Here is a 12650-nt window from a genome sequence, read left to right as displayed (position 1 = left end):
TTCACCTACTTAAAATTTAATGAAGTCTTCTACTGGTAAGACAAAGACAGTTGCCCCACCAATCTTTACGTTGACAGGAAATGCCGAACCGCCTTCAACATCCATATGCATTTGCGATGTAACATATTGTTCACGTGATTCAGCATTCTTTTTAATTACTGATAATACTTCTTGAACACGGTCATCCTCAATCCCAATTAAAAATGTCGCATTTCCTTCACGAAGAAAGCCACCAGTTGTTGATAATTGAGTAACGTGAATATCAGCTTTATTAAATGCTTTTCGTAAACGATTGCTATCTTTTGATTGAACAATTGCAATAATCATTTTCATTATTAATCACCCTTTTTTATTAAAACAAATCTGAAAACCGGTCATGAATTGTTGCTTTTACGTCCTCAATCACTTTTTCCAATGGCTGGCTTGCATCAATCAACTTTATTCGTTCTGGATAATTCTGGTAGAGTTTTAAATAAGATTGACGAACAGTTCGATGAAATTCAAGCTTTTCTTCGTCTAATCGATTAACTTGATTGGAGCGATGCTCAGCAATCCGTTTTAAGCCAATTTCTGATTCAATATCAAGATAAATTGTCAACGCCGGCATTAATCCATCAATCGCAAACTGATTAATTTGCCAAATTTCTTTTTCTCCAAGGCCCCGGCCAGCTCCCTGGTAAGCAATGGAACTATCTACAAATCGATCACACAGAATAACTTTGCCTGCTTTCAGCCCCGGAATTATTTCTGAAACAATGTGTTGCCGACGAGCAGCAGCAAAAAGCAATGCTTCTGTCCGTCCATCCATATCGGTATTTTGACTATCAAACAGTACCTGGCGAATTTGCTCAGAGATCTTATTACCACCAGGTTCACGAGTATACATAACTTTTTCTGTGCCAAGCTGATCTTCCAATTCCCTTTGGATCTGTTGGATTACACTTGTCTTACCCGCGCCATCTGGTCCTTCAAATGATATAAATTTACCGTCCATTTCTCTCTCCTAGCGATCAATTACTCCATCATTTAATTTCCCGTGAACTTTAAACTTACGAGCAATTTTATATAGGTATAAAAATTTCTGTTCTTGAATCCGGGAACGATAATGAAGTTCACTATTAACGTTTGCTTCATATACTGCCCGTTCAGTTTCACGTGCATGATCCCAACTAGCCTTCGTAGAGTATACCGCTTCTAGCAGGCGTTGGTTTCGTTCACGTTCTACCTCTTTAGTCGGCCGCTTAAAAAACATTTTCTTACATCTCCGTTCGCCCTTGTACTGCTTTGAATAATGTCATCTCATCAGCATAGTCAATATCAGCGCCAACTGATAACCCATGCGCCAACCGAGTAACTTTAATTCCCGCAGGCTTAATTAGCTTAGCGAGATAACCGGCCGTCAACTCACCATCAGATGAAGCATTCGTTGCAATAATAATTTCCTTTACTTCATCATCTTTCTTTAGTCGTTTAAGTAAACTTGTAATATTAATATCTTCTGGGCCTGTTCCTGCAACTGGAGAAATAACTCCATGAAGGACATGGTATAAACCATGATATTCATGCATCCGTTCCATTGCCATAACGTCTTGTGACTGCTCAACAACTAGAATTTGCGAATGATCACGGGTCTTATCGCGACAAATTGGACAAGGGTCGTCTTCGGTAATATTGCCACAAATACTACAGTTATGAAGGTCCCTTTTAGCCGACAGGAGGGATTTAGCAAAGTTTGTTACATCATCTTCTTGCATACTCAAAGTGTAGAATGCCAGGCGAGTTGCAGTCTTTTGCCCGATTCCTGGCAATTTAGTATAGCTTTCAATTAATTTTGCTAATGGTTCTGGATATTGGATCACTTTTTACAACCCCATACCTTGCGTATATTTACCAAGCTTTTGTTGAGTAGCATCTTGAACTTGCTTCATTCCGTCTTTCACAGCAGCAATTACCAAATCTTGAAGCATATCAATATCATCTGGATCAACTGCTTCTGGCTTAATCTTTAAGTCAAGTAATTGGTTATCCCCGCTAAACGTAGCAGTCACCATATCATCCGGTGCCTTTCCAACAAATTCCTGCTTAGCAAGTTCTTCATGTTCAGCCATCATTTTCTTTTGCATTGCCTTAGCCTGCTTCATCATTTGTTGCATATTCATTCCACGCATCATAATATCATCCATCCTTTTTCTTAATTATCTTCTACTTTAACAATATCACTACCAAATAACTTCTGTGCTGTTGCTACTTGGTTATCTTCTTGAGGTGACGTTTCTTCAGTCAGTGCTTCATCTTCTGGTGGTAGCGGTGGTTCTTCCATTGGTGCCGGTGTGGCCACAGGAGTTTGCCCGCTTCCTTCAGTAGTTTGTGTCTTTTGTTTAGTAGGTTGCGGCTTTTGCTGATTCTTACCAAAACCATGATCTTTAATAAAGTCTTGCCGAATTTTTGGCCACTTATCCTTAGGTACAAAAACAACTTGCCGTTCATTCCCAGTTAAACGTTGTAAAGCACTTTCCATATTCTCTAACAACGTTGTATCATCAGCGGCTTGCTGGAATAGGAACGGATAATCAAAAGCAACAATTATTCCCACGGCACTAGCGGCAACCGGTTGTGAAACATGAAGTAAGGACCGTTGTGGCACCGACAATAGGTTCAACATATCTCCCCATAACTCACGAATATTTATTAAATCTTGACGAGTCGCATTTTCTAATACTGGGTAGATCTTATTGAGATTAACCTGCACTTTCTTTTGTTGTACTCGTGGTTGCTCATTTTGTTGGCGAGGTGATGGGCGACTAGCCCTTACCGGCGTATTCTGCAACTGCTTTACTGTTTGTTGCAATTGCTTTACTGTTTGTTGCAATTGCTGAATCTCTTGTTGTAATTTTTCAATCGTCTTAGTAGCTGCAGTATTTGTATCCGCAGAAACTGCTGGTACCGATTGAATATTCTTTTGTGGTTCGATTTGTGCAAGCTTTATTGTGAGAACTTCCAAGTATACATCTGGATGAGTCGTAAAGCGCATCTCTTCTTGGATATTATTTAGTTCATCAATCATTTGGTATAGGGTTGCTGAAGAAGCAAGTTGGCCTATTTCTTCAAAGTCTTCCTGCTTTAGTCCTGTACTTTCAACACTAATCAAGCTTGGTGATTCTTGGTACAACAGAATATCGCGAATAAAGGAAATCAAGTCCTCAATGAACCGCTGACCGTCTTTTCCTTCATCTAAAATATCCTTCATAGTATCAAGAGCAGTCGCTCCTTCATGCTTACTAATTTCCAAAAGGTACTTCTTTAATAACTGTTTAGTAACACTTCCTGTAACTAATAAAGCATCATCCAACTTTACTTCATTATCACTGAAAGAAAGCACCTGGTCAAGAATACTCAGCGCATCCCGCATTCCTCCTTCAGCGGCATTTGCAATTACCCATAATGCTTTTTCATCATAAGTAACTTCCTTTTGATCAAGGATATATTTCATTCGATTAAATGCATCTTCTGCTGAAATTCGGCGAAAATCAAATCGTTGAACTCGCGAAATAATTGTTAAAGGAATTTTATGGGGTTCCGTAGTTGCAAGAATAAAAATCACATTGGCTGGTGGTTCTTCAAGCGTTTTTAGCAATGCATTAAAAGCCCCCGTTGAAAGCATGTGAACTTCATCAATTATATAAACTTTGTAATCCGCTTGGGTAGGAGCATATTTTGCCTTATCCCGAATATCACGAATCTCTTCAACCCCATTATTAGAAGCCGCATCGATTTCAATTACATCATTTAATTGCCCGTTTGTAATTGCTTTACAAATATCACACTCATTGCATGGTTCGCCATCCTTAGAGTGATGACAATTAACCGCTTTAGCAAAAATCTTCGCTGCTGAGGTTTTACCAGTACCACGTGGACCAGCGAACAAGTATGCATGGCTTATCTGGTGAGTGATAATGGCGTTTTTTAGGGTTCTTGTAACAATCTGTTGACCGACAAGATCATCGAATCGCTGTGGTCGCCAGACACGATATAATGCCTGATAACTCATTGCCAGACTCCCTTTCTGAATTTAAAATACTATAAAATATTATACAAGGAATTAAGCATATAAAGTAGTTAAAATACATTTTAATTAAAATTTTAAAATAAAAAGACCCGCAACAAATTATTACGAGTCCGCTTAATTATCAATAAAACTTAGAGCACAAGGCATATCATACTTAGTGCTGCTTCCTTCCAGACCTGACACGGTTCGTAAGCATGCCCTTGCTCTAAGGCCTTACGGCAAATAGTATAATACACTATTTTTCTTTAAATTACTAGAGGTTAGTCTTATTTTTTCTTCGAGCCTCTTTCCGCCGACGGCGAATTTCACGGAAAAAACTTTTTAACATTTGGCTACACTCATCCCCTAAAATACCAGAATGAACATTAACTTGATGATTTAAACGTGAATCACTTAGTAAATGATATAAGCTATCAACTGCCCCTGCTTTCGGATCAGCGGCACCATAATAAACATTTTTTATCCGTGCATTGATAATGGCACCGCTACACATGATGCACGGTTCTAACGTAACATACAAGTCGCAATCTTCTAAGCGCCAACTCCCTAAATTTGTGCATGCTTCCATAATTGCAAGCATTTCTGCGTGATAGGTAACATCTTGAAACTTTTCACGCATATTATGACCACGTCCAATTACCTGTCCATCGTGGACAACAATCGCACCAATTGGTACTTCATCTAAAATTCTGGCTTGTTTTGCTTCTGCAATCGCCATCTTCATAAACTTTTGTTGTTCAGATAATGATGAATTGTTTTTTTTCATTCTTTTTCTCCAAGTACTTAAAATTACCTTGCTTTTAAGTGTATAATAATAGACCGGTTTTTCAAATTAATTTTATTACCTAAATTTCAAGAATAAGTTAGCCACTGGACTCAAATAAATAATACTGACCAATTGATTATTGGTTGATGGAGCTGTGATATCTCTTGGTAGAAGGCCTTACGATAGATATCCATTGACGAATGTCCATTAAACATAGCTCGTGGATAGTGATTCATCCAATCATTAGTCGCTATGATCTGAGCACTACTATAGTTATTTATAGCTTCACCTTTGGTAATCTCCTTGCGGAGAAACCGGTTATTGATCTCATTGGATCCACGTTCCCAAGGGGAATACGGATCAGCATAGAAAACATGATCGTGAACTTGTGTTAACTCACTAAATTCTGAACCGTTGTCAGAGGTTATTGTCTTAAAGATGCGATAGTAAGCATCTGTGCCCATTTTCTGGCGTAAATTTATAAAGAACTGATTTACTGCATGCGCAGTTTTACCAGCAATTTTACTCGTGATATTAACTCGTGAAAGGCGATCAGTCATTACTAGTACAACACTGTCATTACCGTTTTTCTGTCCCTGAACTGTATCTAGTTCCCAATGGCCAATTTCGGACCGTTGGTCCGCAGTTTGAGGTCGTTGAGCAATATTAGGCCCTAAGCACCTTTTAGCTTGCGGATGAGTTCGATGATGCTTACGTTTAGGTTTTTCAAAGAGGTCTAAATTGGACGTACGAAGCACACCCTCATTAATCCATTGATATAAAGTTACAACCGACTTTGGGATCAGGGTGCCATCATTCATTAAATCTCGAGCCTTATAAATAACCGCTTGTGGGGAGTAATGGTGGTCGTCAAACTCACCAAGCATTAGCTGATCAGCTAATCGTAAAAATTGCTTTGAAGAATAATATAAGCGACGACGACCAGAATGGCGGTGATGTTCAAGATATGTGGCCTGACCAGCTTCATAACTATAGATGTAGTAAGAATATTCGTAAATCTTACCATTAGATTTTTGACGACGAAGTTGGCGGACCGTACCACGGTTGAGCTCGTTATTAATTGTTTGATGATTAACTCCTAATTGGCGACCAATTGCGCGATTGGAAAGTCCTTGCGACTTTAAAGTCGCAATCATCACACGTTCTTCTTTAGTAAGATGAGCATTCTTTTTATGAGTAGTCAATAAACTAGTAGACATGGTATCATTTAAGTGCGTCATTTGACGGACATCCTTTCATATAGGTTTGGTTCACTTAATATGATACCTGATGTCACGCCGAATGGCGTTTTTTATTTACCACCAACTGGGTGGCTAACTTCATTCTATAATCCACCATTAATTTTATTAATCATCTGCTTAGGCATTTTATCAAAAAAAGTTTCACAGATGTCAATCGCCAGCTCAATCACTATATATTGTGTTTCACTATTTCACAAGCACGAAATATAGTGCTTTTTTAATTGATTTTTTCTAATTCACCGTTATACTAGAAAACATCGACTAATCGTTTAGGAGGCCTCGTGAAGATGGTAACTGTATTTTCAAAAAATAATTGTATCCAATGCAAGATGACAAAACGTTTCCTTGAGCAGCACAAAATTTCATTTATTGAACACAACATCGATGAACAACCAGAATACATATCGCAACTTAAGTCGGAGGGTTTTATGGCGACTCCAGTTGTAAAGCTTCCTAACGGTCAAGCTTTTTCTGGCTTTCGTCCTGATCAATTAAACCAACTTGCCTAAGTTTAAATAAACTAATATTTTGCCAGGCATCAATTCGCTATTGGTGTACTGGCTTCTTTATTGACATAATCAAATTAATTCAGAAAGTGAGTTATTAATATGGCGTTATCTGATATCGATATGACCAAAGTTAAATATTACGATTATAACAACGAAGTAAATATCCCAAAAAACGGACAAATTCAACTAGATAAAGATAAATTGGCCTTAGAAGACTTTATCAAAAATAATGTTGAGCCAAATACCAAAAGATTTTCTTCATTAAAAGAGCGTTTTCAATGGTTAGAAGAAAATGATTATATTGAAGAAACTTTTATGAATAAATATAGTGAAGCGTTCATTGAAAAGCTTTACGATTATTTAAAAGCACAAAACTTCCACTTCCATTCTTTTATGGCTGCTTACAAGTTCTATGCCCAATATGCCTTACGGACAAATGATAAAGAGTACTACCTTGAAAACTATATTGATCGGGTCGCAATGAATGCTCTTTATCTTGCTAACGGTGATGAAGAACTAGCAATGCAGCTCGCTGATGAAATCATCCATCAACGTTACCAACCCGCAACGCCAACTTTCCTTAACGTTGGGCGTAAACGCCGGGGAGAATTCGTCAGCTGCTTTGCGATTCAAACAACGGACGACATGAATACCATTGGTCGAACAATCAATTCTGCCCTCCAACTTTCTAAAATTGGTGGCGGTGTTGGAATCAATTTAAGCAACCTTCGTGAAGCTGGTGCCCCAATCAAGAAAATACAAGGTGCTGCTAGTGGAGTTGTTCCTGTAATGAAACTGTTAGAAGATAGTTTTTCCTACTCCAATCAACTTGGACAGCGTCAGGGAGCTGGAGTCGTTTACCTTAGTGTCTTCCACCCTGATATTATTGAATTCTTAGGAGCAAAAAAGGAAAACGCTGATGAAAAGATCCGCTTAAAGACCCTTTCTCTCGGAATTACGGTTCCTGATAAGTTCTATGAATTGGTAGAACAGAATGCTGATATGTACTTGTTTAGCCCCTACGATGTTGAACGAGTATATAGGAAGCCATTCTCCTATATCGATATCACAAAAGAATATGATAACTTAGTGGCAAACGATGATATTCGCAAGAAGAAAGTTAATGCCCGTGACTTAGAAGATGAAATCAGCAAACTCCAACAAGAATCAGGCTATCCTTACATTATCAACATTGATACAGAAAACCGAGATAATCCAATTAGTGGAAAAATCGTGATGAGTAATTTATGTTCAGAGATTGCTCAAGTTCAAGTACCAGCGCGAGTAAATGACGATCAATCGTATTCAGAAATGGGAATTGATATCAGTTGTAATCTTGGTTCAACCAACATTGCTAACATGATGGAAAGTCCTGACTTTGGTAAATCGATTAAGGCAATGATGCGGGGACTCACCCGAATCAGTGACGTAGAAGACCTAGATGTCGTCCCAACCATTCAAAATGGAAATCGGCTTGCCCATTCAGTTGGTTTGGGTGCAATGGGATTGCATAGCTACCTCGCTAAGCACCATATTCAATACGGAAGTCCTGTTGCGATTGAATTTACAGGCGTTTACTTTATGCTCTTAAACTATTGGTCATTGGTATCATCGAATGAAATTGCCAAAGAGCGCCAAGAAGCTTTCCATGATTTTGAAAATAGTAAATATGCGGATGGTTCCTACTTTGACAAATATGTCACTAAGGATTGGGGCCCACAATCAGATGTTGTTAAAGATCTTTTCGAAGGTATTTTTATCCCTGGAATTGAAGATTGGAAGAATTTGAAAAAAAAGGTGATGAAAGATGGCCTTTATAACCAATATCGTCTTGCTGTAGCGCCAAATGGTTCAACTTCCTACATTAATGACTCAACTGCTAGTTTGCATCCTATCATTAATCGTGTTGAAGAACGACAGGAAAAGATGATCGGTAAAATCTATTATCCTGCCCCATACCTTTCAAACGACACAATGCCTTACTATCGTTCTGCTTATGATATGGATATGCGAAAGGTCATTGACACATACGCCGCTGCACAACAGCACATTGATCAATCTCTTTCGATGACCCTCTTTATGCGGTCAACAATCCCGGCAGGCCTTTACGAATGGAAGAATGGACGAACAGATAAAATGACGACCCGTGATCTAAATATCTTACGGCACTATGCCTACAAACGCGGTATTAAGTCAATCTACTATATCCGAACATTTACTGACGATAGCGCTGAAATTGGAGCAAACCAATGTGAAAGCTGCGTTATCTAAGCCTAATCAGAATTTGATTTAAACGTTGGGCACTGGTAAACTTGATATTATGTATACAAACGGCTTTTGGTATCTCGACTTACTTAAAAGCAATGTATTTGGAGGAGCTCAATCAATGAAACTGGAAGAATTTAAACCTGTAAATCAATATAAAGCAATCAATTGGAATGAAGTTTCCGACATGATCGATAAAGCTACTTGGGAAAAGCTAACAGAACAGTTCTGGCTTGATACACGAATTCCTGTTGCCAATGATATGGATGATTGGCGTGAATTAGATGACGATCATCAATGGACTGTCGGACATGTTTTTGGTGGTTTAACCCTTCTTGATACTGTTCAATCAGAAGCAGGATTAACTGCCCTTAAAGAAGATGTTAAAACTCCTCATGAAACAGCAGTTCTTAATAACATCCAATTTATGGAATCAGTTCATGCTAAGAGTTACTCAACTATTTTCTCTACCCTTAATACCCCCGACCAAATTAAAGAAATTTTTGAATGGTCTGATACAGAAGAATACTTGCAAAACAAGGCTGTTAAAATTGCAAATATGTACCTTGATCCAAGTCAAGACCCGCTAAAAAAGAAAGTAGCCAATGTTTTCCTTGAAACTTTCTTATTCTACTCTGGTTTCTATACTCCCCTTTATTATCTTGGTCACAACAAATTAAACAATGTGGCTGAAATCATTAAGCTAATTTTACGGGACGAATCAGTTCACGGGACATACATTGGATACAAGTTCCAAGTCGGTTTACGTGATCGGACAGAAAAACAGCAACAGGATATGAAAGATTGGATGTATAATTTCCTTTACGAACTATATGATAATGAAGAAAAATATACCCATCTTCTTTATGATCAAGTTGGTTGGACAGATGATGTCTTAACCTTCATCCGTTACAACGCTAATAAGGCATTAATGAACCTTGGTCAAGATCCGCTATTCCCTGACACCGCTTCTGATGTTAACCCAGTTGTTATGAACGGAATTTCTACTTCCACTTCTAACCATGATTTTTTTAGCCAAGTCGGCAACGGATATCGCATGGGCGCTGTTGAGGCAATGAATGACAGCGATTATGACGTTAAAGATCCAAACGCGGGAAAAGATATTAATGCTCGCGACTAGTTAAAAAATATAGTCACTATTTAGTTTATTCTAAGTAGTGGCTTTTTTTATTCGTCGTTTGTAAAATTAAGTTAGAAAAAGTAAAAAGCCATTTGTGATAGACTTTTGAATATCCCTAATCAAAAGAAAGGCAATCACAAATGACCTATAAACATCTTACCACACGTGAATTAACTCTCATAGCTGATTTTTGGTATCAAGGTACTAAAGCTTATCGGGCTGCTAAATTACTTCAGCGTAGTCAAGAAACCATCTATCGTGTTTATCGTTTCCTCAACGACGGTAAAACCATCGACCAATATCTTCAGACTTATCAGCGACATAAGCGTCGTTGTGGTCGGAAGCAGACCCAACTGCCAACTATCGAAGTTAACTATATCCATGCGCAAATCAAGGCAGGTTGGACTCCTGATACTATTATTGGTCGTCATGAACACCCAATTAGCTGCAGTATGCGCACCCTTTATCGCATGTTTGCCCGCAATCAGTATGGCTTTTCCGTTAAACAGCTACCGATGAAAGGAAAACGCCATCCCAATGGCTATGTGGAACATCGTGGTAAAGCTGGCCAATTAGGACGCAGTATCTATCAACGATATCGTGATTTTCCGCATTACCAACATGAATTTGGGCACTTTGAAGCTGATACAGTTCAAGGTAAAGCTCACCGCGGAGCGGTAATGACGCTAGTAGAGCGACAATCCAAAGTAATGATTGTCCTTAATATTCATCATAAAACAGACGAAGCAGTGAATTGCCAGCTTGATCAATGGCTCGCTAAACTGCCACGTCACTTTGTTAAATCAATTACTTTTGATAACGGGAAAGAATTTGCTGGATGGCGAGAAATAGCCAATAAGTATGATCTTCACACCTATTTTGCGGAAGTCGGTGCTCCCAATCAACGAGGGTTAAACGAAAATAATAACGGCCTCTTGCGTCGTGATGGTCTTAGTAAAAAGCTAGATTTTCGCGATTTACCAGACGAACTAGTCACTCAGCTAATGCATCGTTGCAACAATATCCCACGAAAATCTCTTAATTATCGTACACCATTAGAAGTATTCTTGAGTCATGTCACAGAAGAACAACTTTCACCTTTTTTCTAATTTAAATTGACATTTCAGGATTTTAAAAAATAGGCTCTACGTCAAGTAGTGTTGATACGCAAATATGAATTTTCGCCAATTAAATTGGTCTAGTTAGAATCGTCATTCGTGGCGGTTCTTTTTAGTTAGTTTGAATTTGGTGGCCAATAATTAAATAAATCCGCGTTTTAAATGCCGTAAAGTAACGATAACCACAGGCAACTCGTTTGATAGTTTTAATTCGATTATTAATCCCTTCGGTTCGACCATTTGAGAACTTCGTCTCAAAGCCACGCTTAATTCCCTCTTTATAGCGCGCTAAAACTTGACAACGGTGGATTGTATAATGGCTGACACTGTCTGGCCGGAGTTTAAGTAATTGAAAGAAAGTTGTAAAATCACGTTGATTGTAAGCACGCTTCAAGGATTGAATAAAATTATAGGTGGCTCTTAACTCTTGGTCATACGCTAACATTAAGTCTAAGATCATAATGGAATTAACAACGCGATTAAAATAACGTCCTTCGTAATAAACTTTTGTACTTAAATTTTCCCGATCTTGAAGAAATAGCCGCCAATAACGTTTAAGGCGCCGAGCTTGTTTCTGCTCCGCAGAATCACCTTTTCGCAAACGATTGAAGACATGAATTCGCACATGATTCATCGTATCATTAAGGTGTTTGGCAATATGAAAGCGATCATAGATGATTTGAGCACAAGGAAAAACGGTTTTAACTAGTTGATCATAAGCAGCGTTCATATCCATTACCAGATATTTTACCCGGCAACGGGCAGCACGTGTAAACTGTTGATAATGCTTAAATAAACTACGTAATCGCCGATCTTCAAGGAGTTCAAATAAGCAACTCCGATCACCATCAACAGCGATGAAACTCATCTTACCTTTAGCGCTCCGCATTGATTTAAATTCATCAATACATAGTGTTTCCGGTAGATAGTTTAAATTCGGCTTGTATTGATCAGCGAGGTCCAAAAGGACCCGCTGGACCGAAGCTTCACTGATAAACAAATCATGGGCAATATCTTTAATTGTTTGAATTCGCGTTAACCGAAGAATAATTTCACGCCTTAAATCACGACTAATTGTTCGTTGCTTTTCAAAAAGATAACTAGTCGCATTAAATGTTGTATGGCAGTCAGGACATTGAAAACGTTGAGTATTAACAAGCAACATTAATGGTTGAGCCCTAAATTGTCCATATTTGTATTTAGCTTGATAAAAACCATATTTTAAGATTTGTCCACGATTAATAACGCCACAATTTGGACAAGCACGCGGGATATAAGAAAGGGTACAGGATATTTGTGCCACCCGAACGTTTTTAATTGATTTATATTTAAGCCAATGATGAGGAAAATTTAAATGAGGGTCTGTTAAATTGAGGAGAGTCCTTGTATCATTATCCATGGAGGTTACCTTCTTTACTATGTGATTTGGCGATTTCATTGTATCAGAGGGCATGCCTCTTTTTTAGTTTAAAAACAAAAAATCTAGTATTGGTATAGAAAGTGATATTTCTATATCAACACCA

General features: G+C 38.3%; 13 protein-coding genes and 1 other RNA gene. 4 read left to right on the top strand and 10 right to left on the bottom strand.

What is annotated here, in order from left to right:
- Positions 1-9: 9 nt before the first annotated feature.
- The 9 genes from SH603_RS02870 to SH603_RS02830 form a co-directional block, all read right to left on the bottom strand.
- The gene (locus SH603_RS02870) at positions 10-333 is read right to left on the bottom strand and encodes a cyclic-di-AMP receptor (RefSeq protein ID WP_003666336.1); all 324 of its coding nucleotides are present in this window, start codon (positions 331-333) and stop codon (positions 10-12) included.
- Positions 334-352: 19 nt separating this feature from the next.
- Positions 353-994, bottom strand: a complete 642-nt coding sequence (tmk, locus tag SH603_RS02865; RefSeq protein ID WP_169471625.1) for a dTMP kinase — start codon at positions 992-994, stop codon at positions 353-355.
- A gap of 9 nt (positions 995-1003) precedes the next feature.
- A complete protein-coding gene (locus tag SH603_RS02860; protein WP_003667379.1) occupies positions 1004-1252 on the bottom strand; it encodes a YaaL family protein in 249 nt (82 codons plus the stop codon).
- 4 nt (positions 1253-1256) lie between these two features.
- The gene (gene recR, locus SH603_RS02855) at positions 1257-1859 is read right to left on the bottom strand and encodes a recombination mediator RecR (protein WP_003666331.1); all 603 of its coding nucleotides are present in this window, start codon (positions 1857-1859) and stop codon (positions 1257-1259) included.
- A 3-nt stretch (positions 1860-1862) separates the two neighbouring features.
- Positions 1863-2171 carry a YbaB/EbfC family nucleoid-associated protein gene (locus SH603_RS02850; protein WP_225436741.1) on the bottom strand — a complete coding sequence of 103 codons (309 nt, stop codon included), beginning with the start codon at positions 2169-2171 and terminating at the stop codon, positions 1863-1865.
- Between the two features lie 20 nt (positions 2172-2191).
- A complete protein-coding gene (dnaX, locus tag SH603_RS02845) occupies positions 2192-4048 on the bottom strand; it encodes a DNA polymerase III subunit gamma/tau (protein WP_169472712.1) in 1857 nt (618 codons plus the stop codon).
- A 138-nt stretch (positions 4049-4186) separates the two neighbouring features.
- Positions 4187-4284, bottom strand: an RNA gene (ffs, locus tag SH603_RS02840) — signal recognition particle sRNA small type.
- A 35-nt stretch (positions 4285-4319) separates the two neighbouring features.
- Positions 4320-4832, bottom strand: coding sequence for a tRNA adenosine(34) deaminase TadA (gene tadA, locus SH603_RS02835; protein ID WP_153702364.1), 513 nt, complete (start codon positions 4830-4832; stop codon positions 4320-4322).
- Positions 4833-4942: 110 nt separating this feature from the next.
- Positions 4943-6073, bottom strand: coding sequence for an IS30 family transposase (locus tag SH603_RS02830; protein ID WP_013923736.1), 1131 nt, complete (start codon positions 6071-6073; stop codon positions 4943-4945).
- A gap of 308 nt (positions 6074-6381) precedes the next feature.
- Between SH603_RS02830 and nrdH the strand changes: the two genes are divergently transcribed.
- From nrdH to SH603_RS02810, 4 genes are all read left to right on the top strand, one after another.
- On the top strand, positions 6382-6603 hold the full coding sequence (gene nrdH, locus SH603_RS02825) for a glutaredoxin-like protein NrdH (protein WP_003666324.1): 222 nt from the start codon (positions 6382-6384) through the stop codon (positions 6601-6603).
- Positions 6604-6702: 99 nt separating this feature from the next.
- A complete protein-coding gene (gene nrdE / locus SH603_RS02820) occupies positions 6703-8874 on the top strand; it encodes a class 1b ribonucleoside-diphosphate reductase subunit alpha (RefSeq protein WP_169471621.1) in 2172 nt (723 codons plus the stop codon).
- A gap of 115 nt (positions 8875-8989) precedes the next feature.
- Complete coding sequence (nrdF, locus tag SH603_RS02815; RefSeq protein WP_003670529.1) at positions 8990-10009, top strand: class 1b ribonucleoside-diphosphate reductase subunit beta; 1020 nt, start codon at positions 8990-8992, stop codon at positions 10007-10009.
- Between the two features lie 140 nt (positions 10010-10149).
- Positions 10150-11118, top strand: a complete 969-nt coding sequence (locus SH603_RS02810; protein WP_321534056.1) for an IS30 family transposase — start codon at positions 10150-10152, stop codon at positions 11116-11118.
- Positions 11119-11239: 121 nt separating this feature from the next.
- Here the strand turns inward: SH603_RS02810 and SH603_RS02805 are convergent, their stop codons facing one another.
- Positions 11240-12526, bottom strand: coding sequence for an ISL3 family transposase (locus SH603_RS02805; RefSeq protein ID WP_321533655.1), 1287 nt, complete (start codon positions 12524-12526; stop codon positions 11240-11242).
- Positions 12527-12650 lie beyond the last annotated feature (124 nt).

It is taken from the genome of Limosilactobacillus reuteri (assembly GCF_034259105.1).
Taxonomy (GTDB): domain Bacteria; phylum Bacillota; class Bacilli; order Lactobacillales; family Lactobacillaceae; genus Limosilactobacillus; species Limosilactobacillus reuteri_G.
The sequence above is the reverse complement of the archived record's forward strand: the minus strand, read 5'-3'. Positions and strand labels throughout refer to the sequence as shown.